This is a genomic window from Acinetobacter faecalis (genome assembly GCF_034187745.1).
GTDB lineage: Bacteria > Pseudomonadota > Gammaproteobacteria > Pseudomonadales > Moraxellaceae > Acinetobacter > Acinetobacter faecalis.
The window spans coordinates 95,308-114,054 of record NZ_JAXHPF010000003.1; the positions used below are offsets into that span (position 1 = coordinate 95,308).

The window sequence follows — 18,747 nt, forward strand, 5'->3', positions numbered from 1 at the left end:
AGTTAAGATTTCTACATCATTTATGCAAAAGAAGCGGAGCATTTTTTTGCATAATCATTTAAAATCTTGGCGAATTTAATATCTATACAGTGAGCTATACATGAACTTTCAGCGTATGACTGACCTTGATTTAGCAGGCAAGCGTGTTTTAATTCGTGAAGATTTAAACGTACCTGTTAAAAATGGTGTGATTACAAGTGATGCACGTTTACGCGCAGCATTACCAACAATTAAAGCTGCCGTAGCGAAAGGCGCAGCAGTAATGGTTTATTCTCACCTTGGTCGTCCTGTTGAAGGTGAGCCAAAAGCTGAACAATCTCTTGCGCCTGTAGCGGCTTATTTAACAGAAGCGCTTGGTCAAGAAGTTAAACTTTTCACAGATTACCTAGATGGCGTAGAAGTTGAAGCAGGTCAAGTTGTTCTACTTGAAAACTGCCGTTTCAACGTAGGTGAAAAGAAAAACAATCCTGAACTTGCACAAAAATATGCAGCACTTTGCGATGTATATGTAATGGATGCATTTGGTACAGCACACCGTGCAGAAGCTTCAACTGAAGGCGTAGCGCGTTTTGCAAAAGTTGCAGCAGCAGGTCCTTTACTTGCAGCAGAATTAGATGCTTTAGGTCGCGCACTTAAAACACCTGAAAAACCAATGGTTGCGATTGTTGCAGGTTCTAAAGTTTCAACTAAGTTAGATGTTTTAACTTCACTTTCAGATATTTGTGATCAAATTATTGTTGGTGGTGGTATTGCGAATACATTCTTAGCTGCTGCTGGCTTTAATGTGGGTAAATCACTTTGCGAAAATGACTTAATTGACACAGCTAAAGCAATTGCTGCAAAAGTATCTGTACCACTTCCTACAGACGTTGTTGTTGCAGATGCATCTGAAATTGATTTTGCAGATTTCTTAGGTTCATTGGCTGCGGCTAAAGCAGTTGTGAAAAAAGTTGAAGATGTAGCAGACAACGACATGATTCTTGATGTTGGTCCTGAAACAGCAAAAGCTTTTGCAGAAGTTATTAAAAACTCAAAAACAATTCTTTGGAATGGTCCAGTAGGTGTATTTGAAGTTGATCAATTTGGCGAAGGTACAAAAGCACTTTCTCTTGCAATTGCAGAATCAGCAGGTTTCTCTATTGCTGGTGGTGGCGATACTTTAGCTGCAATTGATAAATACGAAGTTGCTGAAAAAATTGGTTATATCTCTACAGGTGGTGGTGCATTCCTTGAATTTGTAGAAGGCAAAACACTTCCTGCTGTAGCAGCACTTTTAGAACGCGGTTAATCGTTCGCTTAAAGTGAAAAAAGGTTGGCTTCGGTCAACCTTTTTTGTTTATGAAATCGTCATAAAATTGAAACATCACTGTCATATTATGCCTTCAATGAATTAAATCATTCGAAAGGTACATGAAATGAAACAACAATTAGCATTGGCTGCATTATTGGCAACATCTTTAACTTTAACTGCATGTTCAAAGCCAGAACAAGCACCAGCAACTGAAACTGATGCATCTGCTGTAGTGGAAGATTCGGCTCAAGTAACACCAGAACAACAAGCAGAAATTGATGCAATTGATCAACCTGTATTAGATGAGAAAAATACAGATGTACCTGCTGAAATTGCAAATGCACCTGCCGATGCTGCAACAGCTCATGAAGAAAACTAAGGTTAAATTGGGCTAAAAAGCTTAACTTAGCGTTATTTTTGTAAAAGTCCTCAAGATATGAGGACTTTTTTTTTAAAAGATACGAATTGTTGCTGAATTGAAACAGATCCCAATGTAGAATATGGGACATTACCTGGGAGGATATTATGGCTCTTATTTCATTGCGCCAGCTCTTGGATCACGCCGGCGAACATGCTTACGGCGTACCAGCATTTAACGTAAACAACTTAGAACAAATGCGTGCAATTATGTTAGCTGCTGATGCAACTAATTCACCTGTTATCGTACAAGCATCTGCGGGCGCTCGTAAGTATGCAGGCGCACCATTTTTACGTCACCTAATTTTGGCTGCAATTGAAGAATGGCCGCATATTCCAGTGGTTATGCACCAAGATCATGGTACAGACCCTGATGTATGTCAGCGTTCTATCCAATTGGGCTTCTCATCTGTAATGATGGATGGTTCTTTGGGTGCAGATGGTAAAACACCAACATCTTATGAATATAACGTAGACGTTACACGTCGTACGGTTCAAATGGCGCATGCTTGTGGTGTTTCAGTTGAAGGTGAAATTGGTTGCTTAGGTAGCCTTGAAACTGGTTTGGCTGGTGAAGAAGATGGCGTAGGCGCTGAAGGCGTTTTAGATCATTCTCAACTTCTTACTTCTGTTGAAGAAGCACGTAGCTTTGTTGCAGATACAAATGTAGATGCTTTGGCGATTGCTGTTGGTACTTCACATGGTGCTTACAAGTTCACTCGTCCACCTACAGGTGATATCTTAGCAATTGACCGTATTAAAGAAATTCATGCTGCGTTACCAAATACGCATCTTGTAATGCACGGTTCAAGCTCTGTTCCTCAAGAATGGTTAGCTGTAATCAATGAATTTGGCGGCGACATTAAAGAAACTTATGGTGTTCCTGTTGAGCAATTGGTTGACGCAATCAAACACGGTGTTCGTAAAATCAACATTGATACAGATTTACGTTTAGCGTCTACAGGTGCTATGCGCCGTATGATGGCTGAAAAACCAAGCGAATTTGACCCACGTAAATTCTTCTCTGCAACTGTTGATGCAATGAAAGATATTTGTATCGCACGTTATGAAGCGTTTGGTACTGCGGGCAATGCCGACAAGATTCGTCCAATTTCTTTAGAGAAAATGGTTGATCGTTATAAATAATTGCGAAAGTAATCGTTTATAAAAAATAAAAGCCCACGATTTGTGGGCTTTTATTTAACAAAAAGAATTCTATAAACAAAAACATAAGTAGATGAATATATGGAATTAATACTTGCTGCTGCCTTATGTAGCGTTTTCGTCTCAATTTTTCTAAAAATGATGAAAAATAGGGGATTGGAACCTATTCAAATGATTACTTGGAATTATGCAATTGCGAGTATTTTATGCTTTGTATGGTTTAAGCCAGATTTACAACATATTTCGATTATACATACACCGTGGTTACTGATTATTGCTTTGGGTGTGCTTTTACCAAGTGTGTTCCTATTTTTGTCTAAGTCTTTACAAACAGCAGGTATTCTAAAAACTGAAATTGCTCAACGTTTATCTGTAGTTTTATCGCTATTAGCTGCATACGTTATATTTAATGAGCAATTTAATGACTTAAAAATTGCAGGAATAATTTTAGGAATATTCGCTGTATTACTCATTTTATTATCAAATAAATCGAAAGGTGGTGGTAGCAATCAAGGCATTGTGTATTTGGCTTTGGTTTGGGTAGGTTATGCCTTAATCGATGTATTATTAAAATACACAACGGGTTTAGGTTTGCAGTTTTCAGTTGCTTTAAACCTAATGTTTATTTGTGCGTTTATTTTATCTTTAAGTTTTATTTATATTAAATATAACAACATTGGTCAGCTTAAAAATATAGGCGCGGGTGCTGTACTAGGTTTATTAAATTTCGCCAATATTGCACTGTATGTAAAAGCCCATATGTTGTTAAAAGATAGTCCTGCTGTGGTTTTCGCAGGCATGAATATATTAGTTGTTGTATTTGGTGTTTTAAGCGGTTTAGTTTTCTTTAAAGAAAGATTGAAAACAGCTTCGGCGATTGGTTTGGTTTTAGCAATTATAAGTGTTGCTTGTTTGGCTTATTCAATGCTTTAAAGTTTATGATGTTATATAGAAAATTTAATATAAAAATCTATCAATATTTATAGAAAAAAATAGGGACGTTGAGTCCCTATTTTTGAATGTACTTAAAGTTTTGTGAAAATTTCTTCTGCGGTTAAACGTGATTTTGGTAATTTTGCATTGAAATCTTGTTCACTACGAAAGCCCAAAGTCATAATTACAGAAGGGATTAGTCCTTTTTCTGCCAATCCTAATTCTTCTGAAATAATTTGTTCATCGAATCCGCCAATAGGTGTGGCATCTAGATTTTCAATGCCTGCTGCAAGTAGCATTTGCCCAAGTGCAATAAAGGTTTGATTTTCTGCCCAGCGTTGAACGTCACCTTTTTCATTGCGGTAATAATCTACATAACCTGTGCGAGCATTATTTTGAGCTTGTTTTGCAGCATCATCTTTAAAGCGACCACTTAAATCATCACGATTTAATAAGTTGCTTAGATGTTCTTCTGTAATATCTGCTTTGGTACAGAATAAAATAGTGTGTGAAGATTCTAGTACTTTTGGTGCGTTATACGCATATTTTCCAACAAGTGCCTTAGCTATACGTTCTTTTGCAGTGATGTTGTCTGCAATAAAATAATGCCAAGGTTGAATATTAATAGAAGATGGGGCTAAACGTAAAATTTCAAGTAAACGTTCAAATTGTTCTTGCGGAATTTTTTTACTTGAATCGTATGCTTTGGTGGTATATCGAGTTTTTGAAACGTTTAACAAGTCCATCGTTTAGCTCCAAGAAAATTGCTGATTAATTTAGTATATATTTTTTAATGTTAAAGGTAATTGTTGATCTATTAAAGGTGATTTTATAAGTATTTAATTGTTTTAGTTATAAAATATTGCATACATTTTAGAGTTGCACATATTTTTCTGTTGTTTATTGTCAGCGTGACAATATTGTAATTATGAAAAAGTAATTTTCATCTAAATAGTAAGTTAATAATTCCAAGTTTTAAGCTGAAAATCTTTTATATTGTTTTCATCAATTTCTAATATTTGAGCTTCATGTTCGCGCCAATCACCTAAAACAATACGCTTTTTACCATTCACATTATGAATTTTGGGGCGGTGTGTATGACCATGAATTAACATATCTACATGCGCTAAAGCATCATCTACAGCATGTTGATTTACATCCATAATGTCATAAGACTTGGTTTGCTTTGTTTCGGCACTTTTTTTACGAAAACCATTTGCTAATTTTTGTCTAAAGCGCAAAGGTGTACTTTTGAGAAGTCCTAGAATTAATGGATTGCGAATCACTTTACGAAATTTTTGATAAGAAACATCATCTGTGCAAAGTAAGTCGCCATGTTCTAAACGAATTTTTACATTGGAAATTTCTAAATAATCGACATCTTTTAATAAATGACCATTAAATTGATTTAAAAACTTTTGACCTAAAGCAAAATCTCTATTTCCAAATTGGAAGTAGACTTCATTTCCTGCAGTGTTAAATTGTTGTAAGGCTAAAACAATTTCATCTAACCATGGTGCGCTGTAATCATCGCCAATCCATGCGTTAAACCAATCTCCAAGAATATAAAGATGCGTTCCTTTATTTTGATATTCTTTTAACAAATCCAAAAACCCTCTAACAAGTAGAGGGTGATCGGGTGACAAATGTAAATCTGAGATAAACAAATAGGTCACGAATCTTTTCCTTTTAATCCCTCCCGACCTCCCTTTTCAAAAGGGAGGAGAAAACCACATAACGCGAGTGGAAATTCCCTCCTTTATTAAAGGAGGGTTAGGGAGGATTCTAAATTATTCAGAAATGATTTTAGCAGATTCAATTACAACGTTTTCTAAAGGAACGTCAGCGTGGTAACCACGGTTGCCAGTACGAACGCCTTTAATTGCATTTACAACGTCTAGACCTTCAGTTACTTTACCAAATACTGCATAACCCCAACCTTGAGCTGTTTTGCCTGAATGGTTAAGGAATGCGTTGTTGCCAACGTTAATGAAGAATTGAGCAGATGCAGAATGAGGAGCTTGTGTACGCGCCATTGCAATTGTGCCCAAATCGTTTGTTAAGCCGTTGTCTGCTTCGTTTTCGATTGCATCACGTGTTGCTTTTTCTTTGAAGTTTTCATCCATGCCGCCGCCTTGGATCATGAAACCATCAATTACACGGTGGAAAATTACGCCATCATAGAAACCGTCACGAACATATTCTAAAAAGTTAGCAACTGTGATAGGTGCTTTTTCTGCGTTAAGCTCAAGAACAATACGGCCTTTATTGGTGTTTAATTCAACTTGAGGAAAACTCATTGTGTAATCTCCTTTACATGGACATGAAAGCCATGGGTTTTTTGGTTGTGAGAAGCATAAGCAAACTGTAAACTACAAGGCAAGTAAAAACGTTATTTTCTTTGTTAAAAATACAGAAAAGCGTTTTAATTATCCAAATTTTTATTTTAAAAGTGATTTTACTACTATGAAGCCAAATGATGTTGTTTCATCTCTGCCGAACAATCCGACACCAAGTAACAATGCCTCTGTCGAAGCTGTGCAGCAAGAACAACAGCCAGGCTTGGACTTTGTACGTCAAGTCATTACAGACGATTTAGAAGCTGGCCGTACACAACAAGTTGTAACACGTTTCCCGCCAGAACCAAATGGTTACTTGCATATTGGTCATGTGAAAGCAATTTGCTTAAACTTTGGTATTGCACAAGAATTTGATGGTTTATGTAATCTTCGTTTTGATGATACAAACCCAGATGCCGAAGAACAAGAATATGTTGATGGTATTGCAAACGATGTGAAATGGTTAGGCTTTGAATGGAATGGCGCACCGCGTTATGCATCGAGCTACTTCGACCAGCTTTATACATGGGCAGTTCAACTGATTAAGCAAGGCGATGCATACGTAGATTTACAGTCACCTGAAGAAATTCGCTTAAACCGTGGTAATTTCCAAGAGTTAGGTAAAAACTCTCCGCAACGTGATGCGACTGTTGAAGAAAACCTAGCACGCTTTGAACAAATGCGTAATGGTGAATTGGGCGAAGGACAAGCTGTTTTACGTGCCAAAATTGACATGTCAGCGCCTAACATTCATATGCGTGACCCGATTTTGTACCGCGTTCTGCATTCTGAACATCACCAAACAGGTGATAAGTGGAAAATGTACCCAATGTACGACTATGCGCATCCTTTATCAGATGCAATTGAAGGCATTACGCACTCACTTTGTACATTAGAGTTTGTAGATCATCGTCCATTCTATGATTGGGTTGTTGAAAAAGTTCAATCTCCATCGGTTCCACGTCAGTACGAATCTAGCCGTTTAAATGTTGATTACACCATTACCTCTAAACGTAAGTTACGTCGTTTAGTAGATGGCGGTTTTGTTAATGGTTGGGATGATCCACGTATGCCTACAGTAGTTGGTATGCGTCGTCGTGGTTTCACGCCAGAAGGCTTGCGTGATTTCTGTAAGCGCGTTGGTGTAACGAAAGTTGATGGCAGTATTGTTGATGTTGCAATGCTTGAATACTGTATTCGTCAATCTTTAGAAAATACGGCTGCTCGCGGTATGGCTGTGTTAAATCCACTTAAAGTGACTTTAACCAATTTGCCAGAAGCAATGGATTTAGTTCATTCACGTCATCCAAACGTAGATATGGGCGAACGTGTAATTCCTTTAACATCTGAAATTTACATTGATCGTAAAGACTTTGAAGAAGTGCCACCAAAAGGCTTTAAACGCTTAACAACAGATGGTGAAGTTCGTCTGCGCCATGCTTATGTGATTAAGTGCGATGAAGTAATTAAAGATGAAAATGGTGAAATTGTAGAACTTAAATGTTCAATTGACCCTGAAACTTTAGGTAAAAACCCTGAAGGTCGTAAGGTGAAAGGTGTTGTGCATTGGGTTTCAGCGACTAAAGGTATTCCTGCAGAAGTTCGTATTTACGATCGTTTATTTACAGAATCTGATCCTGAAGTGGGTGAAGACTTCCTTGATAACTTGAATCCTGAATCTTTAAAAGTAGTTCAAGCTGTTATTGAGCCTGCTTTGGCACAAGCTAAACCAGAAGATCGTTTCCAATTTGAACGTGAAGGTTACTTTGTGGCAGATCAACATGATCATACAACTGAAAAGCCTGTGTTTAACCGCATCTTAGATTTAAAAGATAGTTTTAAACCTGCAAAATAGTTCAGTTCAAATAAAAAACCGCCTTCAAGGCGGTTTTTTATTGAGTGTAATTTACATATTAGTGGTTTTTGTGATCTTGCTCATTGAGCTGAAAATAGGCAACAAGCTGTGCTTTCTGAGCTTTGGCTTTTTCACGGAGTTTCTTCTTAATGTATAGAACGATTGCAAAGCACGTTGTTGTCACTGTAAGCATCATACTGTTCATATAGCTCATTACAGAGCTTACATAACCAATGGTGGTCAATCTGTTCATCATCTTAATGACTTGAGGGCTGCTTTCAACGCCTGTAATTGCCCATGTGCACAAATGTTCACAGTTATTAATAATAAGATGGTAATTATTTTCGTGCATACGACTTCGCATACGGCGCACAACTTTACGACCTGAATATTTAGGTTGATTGTATTTTTGAACTTTTACGGGTTTGCCAAAGCTAAATTTTTCCATTGAAGTAATTTCAATAGGGTGCTTTTTAAAAATGTGAGCAAAGCCAGAGTAATGAATAACACGCCCACGACCAGCGTAAATACCATGATGGGTATAGCCAAAGTGGGTAACAATGAGATGAGACCCTAATGGAAATCGTTTTTTCTGCTGTTGCATTGACGTATTTACCAATAAAGTTACAAGTGTATTTTAATGCGATATTTTACAGTGTTTGATTTCGGATTACGATAGTTCAAAGGCTGATGAAAACATAATGAAACAAATGCAAAAAACCACAATAAAAAATAGATTTTGCAATAATGTATAAGCGCAATTCTAGCGACTTTCTCTGGTGTTGTACAAGCTGAGTAGAGTTTGGAACTTAGAGAGTACACAATACTTCATTAATATTGATGTTATTTTTCTGATAAATAGCCTAAGCAATTGTAAAAGCTTAATTTTATAATGAATGCAGGCATGTATCATTCAAATTATAAATCTATAGGCTTGTATATGAAAAATACTAAACAAGATTTCAATTTTTTAAAAATAGGCAATGTGTAGAGATAACTGAAAAGGGTATGTATTCCGTCATTACAAATCATAAAATCAATTTTTATGACTTCAGCCCGTCAGCATTAAAACAAATTATTTTGCCATTTCTAAAATTGAATTTTGAGTAGAGCAAAGCTTTATCGCTTCTTTAGAATCCATTTGCTCAATATTTTCTTCAAATTCTTTTTTACGTTTTTGAAGTTCTTCTTTTGGAACACCTAATTTTTTACCAAATTTTTCCATTTTGTTCCAAGACTCTTGGCATTCGCTCGGCATTTTACTGCATGCAGTTAATGAAGCTAGTGTAATCCCCATACTTAATAAGAAAAATTTATTCATAATCATCCTTAAATTTTTTGTGTTTATTTTTTAATCTTTGTCATTAAATCATAGGGTGTAATTGTTTGTAAATTACCCAAATAAAATGAAACACGATTTTAAAGCAAATAAAAAAGGTATTTAGATTTACACCTAAATACCTTCTTCGCGATTCTTCACTACTATTGCAGTGGTAAATGCTGAAGTTCGTTTAACTCTTTGCGGCTATAACCTCGAGAGGCTAAAACTTTCTTAATACCGATAATGACATCTTCATCTGTCGCTTTAGCTAAAGCTTCAATAAGCTGTTCATTTGTCTTACAAGAGCAATCATTTTCAACACAAGAAATTTGGTTCTTATGTTCGTTGTGTTGTTCATTAGAGAACAACTTTTGCCAAAAACTCATAGAGCCTTCATACGCAACCTAACATAGTTCGAAATATAGACATATTAAAAAATAATGCAAGTATTCTTCTGTGATGCTTTAGTCATTTGAATGAAATATTTTTGTAATTTTGGTATGAGAAAACAACAATTAAACAGGAGATAGTTAAAAATAGATTATAAATCATTCATTTTGAAGCATAAAAAAAGGAGATGTAATTTACACCTCCTTTATGACAATTTTATTTTATGAAACAAATTGTTTAAATCTTTTCAAATAAAACACCAGATTCAACGTGATGCGTATATGGGAACTGATCGAACAACGCAAATTTTGTAATGCGATGTGTTTGGCTTAATAATCCAAGATTGTCATACAACGTATCTGGGTTACATGAAATATAAATAATACGTTCAAAGCGCTGTATAAGCTTTAACGTATCATCATCAATACCTGCACGTGGTGGATCTACAAATACAGTGTTGAAGTCATAGCTTGAAATATTAATCTCCGCTTCTTCTAGCCGTCTAAATTCACGCTCGCCATTATAAGCTTGGGTAAATTCTTCGGCAGACAAACGTGCTACTTGAATGTTGTCTATCGCATTTTTTTCGATATTCCACTGCGCTGCATATACAGAAGATTTAGCAAGTTCTGTTGCAAGTACGCGGTTAAACTTCAAAGAAAGCGGTAGGGTAAAGTTGCCATTACCACAGTAAAGTTCAAGTAAATCTTTATCTGTTTTTTCAGCAGCATTACATGCCCATTCAAGCATTTTTTGGCATACTTGAGCATTGGGTTGAGTAAAGCTACTTTCAATTTGTTTATAAGCAAATTTACGGTCAAAAACTTGAAGTTCTTCTACAACATAGTCATCAGTTAGAATGACTTTTTGACCACGACTACGACCAAAAATTTTAATATTGAGTTGTTCTGAAAATGCTTTTGCAGCGGTTTCCCATTCTGCTTCAAGTTTGCAGTGATAAATAAGTGTTACAAGCATTTCACCGCTGAGTGTTGCTAAAAAATCGACTTCGAATAAACGCTTCGACAAAATAGGTTCAGCTTTTATTGCTTCGAGTAGTTTTGGCATTAAAACGTTAATGCTTTTATCTGCAATTGGAAACTCATCTATACGAACAACTGTTTTTTGGTTGTCTTCATCGCGCTCGAACATCGCATAGAACATATCATCATCTGTATGCCAAATACGGAATTCTGCACGCATACGGAAGTTTTGTTCAGGAGATGCAAAAACTTCTAATGAGGGAGGATTAAATTCGGCAAATTGCGCTGAAATACGTTCAACTTTTGCTTCAAGTTGTTGCTGATAAGATGAAGTCATAATGCAGTAAAAATCACAAACATATTCAAAACAGGGATGGTAACAAAGTTTGCCTTTGAACACTAAAGGAATTGGATAATTTTACGAAAAAACTGTATGAGGGGGACTAATTAAAAGAGAACCTCAAATAAGTTTTTACATCATAAGGACTATAATTGTGGAATGGAGAAAACTTTCTGTTTTAATATTTGTATATTATTAATTTGATGAAACTTTTATATTAATTAGAAAAATCTAGTTTTTGTGGTATCTCTTTTAATTTGGCCTTAAAGGAAAATTCTGAATCATTAAAACATATTTTTATATCGTGTTTTTTCACATAGTAATCCATTGTTTGCAAAAAAAAATGATAATCATCTTTTTCTTTAATATCTACACTCCATGATAATTTAAGATTTTTTTTGCTATTTATAGTAAAGCTATAAAAAATTTTATAAGTATTTGTATCTATTTTTTTTAAGATTAAAATATCAATAACATGATCCCATCTAAGGCTCTTTTTTTTTAAAAAAAAGTCCCGATATGAAGCTCCATATTCATTAATATAAACTGGGAATGTTGTTGAAAAAAGGAACCATCCTGCAAAAAACATGGATAGAACGGTCAGTATTAGCAGACATTTATCTAATGAAGGGTATGAAAAAAACAATAAAATGCCATCTTTAAAAATAGAAAATGTTATGTATAAGGAAAAGAAAACAATAAGAGCTGATGCTAATCTCGATGGAAAAAAATCTTTACTTATAAAAGCACATCTAGGAGTAGGAGCAAATTTTTCATTTTGACTAAACATTATTATTCAACTTATTTAAATTTTGGTAGCTTCATTCGATAATTTTGTAAAAAATTGAATTATTGTAATGTAGTGCTAACAAAGTGATTTAAATCATAGAGACTATAGTAATTTAACAGAATAGCTATTATACGAGATTAAGATGCAAATAAAAGTTAATTGAATCATGTAAACGTAGTATATCAACAATAAAAAAGCCCATAACAATTAAGTTACGGGCTTTTCGCTTTTATATGAAATGAATTAGTCCATTGTCATTAAGCTTGCATTACCACCCGCAGCAGCAGTGTTAATGCTAATTGCACGTTCAATTATAAAACGTTCAAGTGGAATGTTGTAGTCACCAGAATTTAAGTGAGTAATACCAACAATCGCACCTTTACGGCTCGCAATTTGCTTTTGCAATTCAAGTAATTCAGAAGCATTGTTGTGGTGCAATACTGCTTCAAAATCGCCAGTTACAACATCTTTAACCACTTTAATGTTGTCAATGACAGCTTTAGGCATGCTAGATAAATGCTTCAAAATAAATATATTTTCTGTAAGAACCACGGCATGGCTACCAACAGCAAAAATAGCAAGTAACTGTTGAATTTGGTCACGTTCGTTATCTGCTAAAGACAATACACGTTCACGTGGAACAACAACATATTGGTTGCTTTCGCCTGTAGGACCTTGTAACTCGTAGCTGTTACCCACACAGAATGCTTGTGGCATTTTCAATTCATATTGTGGGAACGTTTTTTGTGCCCAAGTTTTGAATTGTTCCAATACCGTTGCATTGTCTGTTAAAGGTGTAATTTCGCCAGTTGCATAAGGTTTAGCTAACTTTTTACGGTCACAGTTTTCCATTAAGCGGTATAGGTAAATTGGACCACCAGCTTTAGGACCAGTACCAGATAAGCCTTCACCACCAAAAGGTTGTACGCCAACAACAGCACCAACAATGTTGCGGTTGATGTATAAGTTACCTACTTGAGCTTTAGCAACAACAGTTTGAATTGTTTCATCAATACGTGTGTGCAAGCCCATAGTTAAGCCATAACCTTTAGAGTTAATATGATCAAGCAATTGATCTAATTCACCATATTGGTAAGTGATGACGTGTAGAACAGGACCAAATACTTCACGCTCTAAGTCATCAAGGTTTGGAAGTTCAATTAACGTTGGTGGAACAAACGTACCATTTGTAAGATCATCATTATTTGCATTACGCATAAGTTGATGAACTTTATGACCTTTTGAAGTCATTTTTTCAATATGGTTACGAATAATTCCTTGTGCTTCAGCATCAATTACAGGACCAATGTCAGTTTTTAATAGACTTGGATTACCTACGCGTAGTTGTTGCATTGCACCTTTAAGCATTGCAATTACGCTTTCAGCATTATCTTTTTGAACACATAAAATACGTAAAGCTGAACAACGCTGACCAGCACTGTCATAAGCAGAGTTCACAACATCTAAAATAACTTGTTCAGTTAAAGCAGATGAGTCAACGATCATGGCATTTTGACCACCAGTTTCCGCAATAAGAGGAATAGGCGTGCCATTTTTACTTAAGCGGTTAGCAACAGTTTTTTGCAAGATTTTTGCAACTTCTGTTGAACCAGTGAACATGATGCCTTTAATACGGTCATCTTGGCTAAGTTGTGAACCCACAGTTTCACCACGACCTGGTACAAGTTGTACAACAGATTGAGGCACACCAGCCAACCATAAAATGCGAATTGCTTCGGCTGCAATTAACGGTGTTTGTTCAGCAGGTTTTGCAATGACAGTGTTACCTGCAACCAATGCCGCTGCAATTTGACCCGAGAAAATTGCAAGCGGGAAATTCCAAGGACTAATACATAACACTGTACCTAAAGCTTCAATGTTTGCATTTTTGTCTAAATCAACAATTTGAGAAGCGTAATAACGTAGGAAATCTACAGCTTCACGAACTTCTGCAATTGCATTGGCATAAGTCTTACCACTTTCACGGCTTAAAAGAACCATTAATTCTTGTAAGCGTGATTCCATGATGTCAGCAGCACGAAGTAAACAGCCTGCACGCACATCTTTGTCTGTGTTAATCCAATCACTTTGTGCATTTGCAGCAGTATTTAATGCAGCATCAACTTGTGCAGATGTTGCTTCAATTAATGTACCCACAACATCATTATGATTTGCAGGGTTGATAATGTTTTCTGCTACAGCAGATGTATCTTCAACAATTTCTTTGCCAAGCGGAGCAGCATGCCATTGATGAGCCATCAATTTAGTTGCTGTTTCATTTAATTGAAGCAAGTCTTTATCGTTAGCAAGGTCTAAACCTGAAGAGTTTTTACGGTTAAAGCCGTATAAATCTATAGGGAATGGAATACTAAGATGTTTTTGACCTGTTTTACCTTCTTTGCGCTGCGCTTCTTGAATCGTTTGACGCGGATTTTCGATTAAATCTTCAACTTTAAGATTTTTATCTGCAATACGGTTTACGAATGATGTGTTCGCACCATTTTCAAGTAAACGACGGACTAAGTAAGCCAATAAAGTTTCATGGTTACCAACAGGTGCATAAATACGGCAAGGTACGCCTAATTTATGTTCAACTTTTGGACCTACAACTTGTTCGTATAATGGTTCACCCATACCGTGTAGGCATTGGAACTCATATTGACCAGGGTAGTATTTAGCAGGGTTTGCCATGTGATAAATTGTTGCCAAAGATTGCGCATTGTGGGTCGCAAACTGAGGGTAAATTTGATCTGGAGCAGCAAGTAATTTACGAGCACAAGCAATGTAAGACAAATCTGTATGCACTTTACGAGTGAAAACAGGGTAGTCAGACATACCTTCAATTTGCGCTTTTTTAATTTCGCTATCCCAATATGCGCCTTTAACCAAACGAATCATTAAGCGTTTTTCGCTACGTTTAGCTAGATCAATAATATAATCTACAACGTAAAAGCAACGTTTTTGATAAGCCTGAATGACGAAGCCAATGCCTTTCCAATCTTTAAGTTTTGGTTCGAAGCAAAGACGTTCTAATAATTCTAAAGAAATTTCTAAACGTTCAGTTTCTTCAGCATCAATGTTTAAACCAATGTTGTACTGTTTTGCCAACAATGCAAGGTTATAAACTTTGCTATAAAGCTCGTCATGTACACGGTCAATTTGCGCACGTACATAGCGAGGGTGCAAAGCTGAAAGCTTAATTGAAATACCAGCGCCATCGTAAACGTCTTTATCGGCAGATGCTTTACCAATTGAATGAATTGCATTGGTATAGTCTTGGTAATAACGTTCTGCATCGTGATCTGTTAATGCAGCTTCACCAAGCATATCGTATGAATAGCGGAAACCTTTTGCTTCAAGTACTTCAGCATTTTGTAGTGCTTCGCCAATAGTTTCGCCAGTAACGAACTGTTCGCCCATCATACGCATAGCAACGTCTACTGCTTTACGAATAATACCGCGGCTTGAACGTGCAAGAAGACCTGTTAAAACAGTGCTTAAACTTTTTTGTTTTGGTGTTTCCATCAACTTGCCTGTAAGCATTAAGCCCCAAGCAGCAGCGTTTACGAACATTAGGTTACTGTTACCTAAATGATCTTTCCAACTACCTTGGTTGATTTTGTCACGAATAAGTAAGTCGCGTGTTGCTGTATCTGGAATACGTAACAATGCTTCTGCAAGGCACATTAATGCGATGCCTTCTTGAGAAGAAAGAGAGAATTCTTGAAGTAGACCTTGAACAATACCAGCCTTGCCATTTGAGCCTTTACGTTCACGTAAAGCATGCGCAAGTTGGAACGCTAAATCTTGAATGTTGCCATTAAGTTCGTCTGAAATTTCACTATGTGCAAGTAAGTTTTCTACACAATCACTTTCATCAATGCGCCAAGCATCATTGATTTTTTGTTCGTACTCATTTTTTTCACGAAATTGGGAGATATATTCTAAATGAGGTTTTGAATTATCAGTTTGAAATTCGTTTTCAGTGATATTCATGTCAGCATCCTGTGACTACAAAAAATAATAGGTAAAAAACCAGATATAATTTATGATTACAGAAAATTTAACGAACAACTCACTATATTTTGTGTGTTTTTTAGAGAATTATTCGGATGACGACTCACACAACCACGCTAGACCGTATAGATATTAAGATTTTAGACATTCTTCAAAAAGATGGAAAAATTTCGAATATTAAATTGGCAGAAGCTGTAAATTTATCACCAACAGCTGCTTTAGCTCGTGTGCAAAAGCTAAATAAAGAAGGATATATATTAGGCTATGAAGCACGGCTGAATCCAGACAAATTGAATTGTGGTTTTGTAGTATTTGTAGAAATATTACTAGATAAAACCACACCAAATGCTTTGGATGCTTTTTCAGATGCAGTTGTGCATTATCCTGAAATTGTTGAATGCCACATGATTAGTGGTGGATTTGATTTTGTGGTGAAAATTCGCTGTACCAATATGGAAGAGTTTCGAAAAATTTCAGGTCAAATTTTGTGGCAATTACCAGGTGTGAAAGAAACCCGTAGTTATCCTGTTATGGAAGTGATTAAAGAATCGAGCCAAATTAAATTGAAAATGCCACCAAAAGCAGCAGTTTAATTATACATCGTAAGAAATTTACAATAGAAAAAGGGGCATTTAGCCCCTTTTTCTATTTCACTTTAAAGAAATAAGATTATTTCTTATCGTGTTTCATTTCTTCCATCGCTTGTGCGTAAAGTGTTTCAGCGCGTTCAAAACGCTCTTCAACTTCTTTAGAAGGCGCTTTGCCTAATAAGCTTACAACAACAATTGAAATTGTAGAAAGAATGAAGCCAGGAACAATTTCGTATAGGCCTGTATCTGCAAAGTAAGTTTTCCATGCAATTACAGTTACAGCACCAACAATCATACCTACAATTGCGCCATTCAACGTCATACGTTTCCAGAACAATGAAAGTAAAATTAATGGGCCAAAAGCAGCACCAAAACCAGCCCAAGCATAAGCAACTAAGCCTAAAACTTTACTTTCTGGGTTCATACCTAAGCAAATTGCAATAATTGCAATAAGAATTACCATTAAACGACCAACCCAAACCAATTCGTTTTGAGATGCGTTTTTACGGAAAAAGCCTTTGTATAAATCTTCGGTTAAAGTTGTAGAACATACAAGTAACTGACAGCTAAGCGTACTCATTACCGCAGCTAAAATTGCAGCTAAGATAATACCTGCAACCCAAGGATTGAATAAAACCTTAGTCACTTCCATGAATACGATTTCAGGGTTAGCGTCGACCAATGCACCTAGTTCAGGGTTTGCATGGAAATAAGCAATACCAATATAACCAACAGCAACAGCACCACCTAAGCAAAGAATCATCCAAGTCATACCAATACGGCGAGCCGCAGGAATTACTTTTACAGAATCAGCAGCCATGAAGCGTACTAGAATATGTGGTTGACCAAAGTAGCCTAAGCCCCAAGCCATTGACGATAGAATTGCAACAACACTCAAATCGCCAATTAAGCTATTTGCATGTGGACGTGCATTTTCAATAAGAACCGTAACGCTTTGCGCATGATCGCCAATTGCAAGGTAAGTTACGATAGGTGCTAGTAATAATGCAAAAATCATCAAACCAGCTTGGAATGTATCTGTCCAACTAATTGCAAGGAAACCACCAATACATACATAACTGATTGTAGCGATAGCGCCAATCCATAATGCAGTTGTGTAGTCCCAACCAAATAGGCTTTCAAATAATCGCGCGCCCGCAACCATACCTGAAGCACAGTAAATCGCGAAGAAAATTAGAATAACGACAGCAGAAATTAAGCGTAAAACTTTTTTTGTATCGCCAAAACGACTAGTGAAATAGTCTGGGAGGGTTAAGGCGTTATTTTGAACCTCTGTATGTGTACGTAGACGTCCAGCAACAAGTAGCCAGTTGAGCCAAGCACCAATAACCAAACCAATAGCAATCCATGCTTCAGATAAACCTGAAAGATAAATTGCACCTGGTAAGCCCATCAATAGCCATCCGCTCATGTCGGATGCACCAGCAGATAAAGCGGTTACTACGCTACCTAAGCTTCGTCCACCTAAAATATAGTCATCAAAATTTGTAGTGGCTTTGTAGGCATATAGCCCAATACCAATCATAGCCACGATATAGAACATGAATGTTACTAATGTGGGATTCAGTTGGCTCATCATTTTGCCATCCTTTGTCAGTCCTAAAAGAATCATCTATCCAAGATGAATTTTTATGCATTTTTTGCAAGTTGCTGATTCAAGCACAATATTAAAATTACGCTCTGTAACAATTGAGTGGCTCTTGTACGATGTTTGTGCAACGGAATGTAATTTTGGTTACAAAGTGGAAATGATGAAGGTTAATTGTTTTTGTGTGATAATAATTCTTATTTGTATTTATTTGCAGGCATTTAGACTATAGGATGCTTGCTATATAAAAAGTAGATTAGGAATTTATTATGATGAGTTTTATAAAATGAATATGAATAAAAAAATTAAAGAAGTACTTTTGTATGGTGGTTTAGGTTGGGGCTTGCCATTTTTTGTCTTTTTCTCAATTTTACGATGGATTGAATATAAGTCTCCTGCATTTGGTTCTTTAAGTGTCTTTTTTATTGTGAGTGTAACTGCGGGTTGCTTAGTAGGCTTGATAACTAAGATTTTAATTAAAGATGCTGTAGAGATAAAATTCGATATGAAAGTATTCTGCAAATCCATTTTACTTTTTGCTTTTGCAATTCTTATTTATGGGCTTATATTTCGATATATTCTCCTCCCTAATAATTGGAATCAATCATTTGTTGGAACGATTATTTTACTTATCTTACTTTTTATTGCTTCATTAATTCAAAATAGAATGATTGTAAAAAAAGCCTCTATATAGAGGCTTTTTTATTT

General features: G+C 36.1%; 17 protein-coding genes. 7 read left to right on the forward strand and 10 right to left on the reverse strand.

The window, feature by feature from the left end:
* Positions 1–100: 100 nt before the first annotated feature.
* The 4 genes from SKM54_RS04075 (at position 101) to SKM54_RS04090 (ending at position 3,805) form a co-directional block, all read left to right on the forward strand.
* Positions 101–1,288, forward strand: a complete 1,188-nt coding sequence (locus tag SKM54_RS04075) for a phosphoglycerate kinase (RefSeq protein WP_321094270.1) — start codon at positions 101–103, stop codon at positions 1,286–1,288.
* Between the two features lie 127 nt (positions 1,289–1,415).
* Positions 1,416–1,670, forward strand: coding sequence for a hypothetical protein (locus SKM54_RS04080; RefSeq protein WP_321094272.1), 255 nt, complete (start codon positions 1,416–1,418; stop codon positions 1,668–1,670).
* 146 nt (positions 1,671–1,816) lie between these two features.
* Positions 1,817–2,854: a class II fructose-bisphosphate aldolase gene (fba, locus tag SKM54_RS04085; protein ID WP_321094273.1), complete on the forward strand. Its 1,038-nt coding sequence runs from the start codon at positions 1,817–1,819 to the stop codon at positions 2,852–2,854.
* Between the two features lie 99 nt (positions 2,855–2,953).
* Positions 2,954–3,805: a DMT family transporter gene (locus tag SKM54_RS04090; RefSeq protein ID WP_321094274.1), complete on the forward strand. Its 852-nt coding sequence runs from the start codon at positions 2,954–2,956 to the stop codon at positions 3,803–3,805.
* Between the two features lie 92 nt (positions 3,806–3,897).
* On the opposite strand, the gene nfsB is transcribed toward SKM54_RS04090, so the two are convergent.
* From nfsB to SKM54_RS04105, 3 genes are all read right to left on the reverse strand, one after another.
* Positions 3,898–4,551 carry an oxygen-insensitive NAD(P)H nitroreductase gene (nfsB, locus tag SKM54_RS04095; RefSeq protein WP_321094276.1) on the reverse strand — a complete coding sequence of 218 codons (654 nt, stop codon included), beginning with the start codon at positions 4,549–4,551 and terminating at the stop codon, positions 3,898–3,900.
* Positions 4,552–4,764: 213 nt separating this feature from the next.
* Positions 4,765–5,481, reverse strand: a complete 717-nt coding sequence (locus SKM54_RS04100) for a UDP-2,3-diacylglucosamine diphosphatase (RefSeq protein ID WP_321094278.1) — start codon at positions 5,479–5,481, stop codon at positions 4,765–4,767.
* A 114-nt stretch (positions 5,482–5,595) separates the two neighbouring features.
* Entirely contained in the window at positions 5,596–6,105 is a 510-nt protein-coding gene (locus SKM54_RS04105) for a peptidylprolyl isomerase (protein ID WP_154773070.1), read from the reverse strand.
* Between the two features lie 166 nt (positions 6,106–6,271).
* Between SKM54_RS04105 and SKM54_RS04110 the strand changes: the two genes are divergently transcribed.
* A complete protein-coding gene (locus SKM54_RS04110; protein WP_321094280.1) occupies positions 6,272–7,999 on the forward strand; it encodes a glutamine--tRNA ligase/YqeY domain fusion protein in 1,728 nt (575 codons plus the stop codon).
* Positions 8,000–8,057: 58 nt separating this feature from the next.
* On the opposite strand, the gene SKM54_RS04115 is transcribed toward SKM54_RS04110, so the two are convergent.
* From SKM54_RS04115 to putA, 6 genes are all read right to left on the reverse strand, one after another.
* Complete coding sequence (locus tag SKM54_RS04115; protein WP_321094282.1) at positions 8,058–8,603, reverse strand: lecithin retinol acyltransferase family protein; 546 nt, start codon at positions 8,601–8,603, stop codon at positions 8,058–8,060.
* A 471-nt stretch (positions 8,604–9,074) separates the two neighbouring features.
* Positions 9,075–9,320, reverse strand: a complete 246-nt coding sequence (locus SKM54_RS04120) for a hypothetical protein (RefSeq protein WP_154773067.1) — start codon at positions 9,318–9,320, stop codon at positions 9,075–9,077.
* Between the two features lie 161 nt (positions 9,321–9,481).
* A complete protein-coding gene (locus SKM54_RS04125) occupies positions 9,482–9,706 on the reverse strand; it encodes a hypothetical protein (protein WP_154773066.1) in 225 nt (74 codons plus the stop codon).
* Between the two features lie 241 nt (positions 9,707–9,947).
* A complete protein-coding gene (gene trmA, locus SKM54_RS04130; protein WP_321094285.1) occupies positions 9,948–11,030 on the reverse strand; it encodes a tRNA (uridine(54)-C5)-methyltransferase TrmA in 1,083 nt (360 codons plus the stop codon).
* Positions 11,031–11,250: 220 nt separating this feature from the next.
* Positions 11,251–11,823: a hypothetical protein gene (locus SKM54_RS04135; RefSeq protein WP_321094289.1), complete on the reverse strand. Its 573-nt coding sequence runs from the start codon at positions 11,821–11,823 to the stop codon at positions 11,251–11,253.
* 243 nt (positions 11,824–12,066) lie between these two features.
* Positions 12,067–15,819 (reverse strand): trifunctional transcriptional regulator/proline dehydrogenase/L-glutamate gamma-semialdehyde dehydrogenase, encoded by a 3,753-nt coding sequence (putA, locus tag SKM54_RS04140; protein WP_321094292.1) that lies wholly within the window; start codon positions 15,817–15,819, stop codon positions 12,067–12,069.
* A gap of 116 nt (positions 15,820–15,935) precedes the next feature.
* Between putA and SKM54_RS04145 the strand changes: the two genes are divergently transcribed.
* Positions 15,936–16,433, forward strand: a complete 498-nt coding sequence (locus SKM54_RS04145) for an Lrp/AsnC ligand binding domain-containing protein (RefSeq protein ID WP_154773063.1) — start codon at positions 15,936–15,938, stop codon at positions 16,431–16,433.
* A gap of 76 nt (positions 16,434–16,509) precedes the next feature.
* Here SKM54_RS04145 and putP read toward each other — a convergent pair whose 3' ends face one another.
* Positions 16,510–18,027: a sodium/proline symporter PutP gene (putP, locus tag SKM54_RS04150; RefSeq protein ID WP_321094547.1), complete on the reverse strand. Its 1,518-nt coding sequence runs from the start codon at positions 18,025–18,027 to the stop codon at positions 16,510–16,512.
* 298 nt (positions 18,028–18,325) lie between these two features.
* Between putP and SKM54_RS04155 the strand changes: the two genes are divergently transcribed.
* The gene (locus tag SKM54_RS04155; RefSeq protein ID WP_321094295.1) at positions 18,326–18,733 is read left to right on the forward strand and encodes a hypothetical protein; all 408 of its coding nucleotides are present in this window, start codon (positions 18,326–18,328) and stop codon (positions 18,731–18,733) included.
* Positions 18,734–18,747 lie beyond the last annotated feature (14 nt).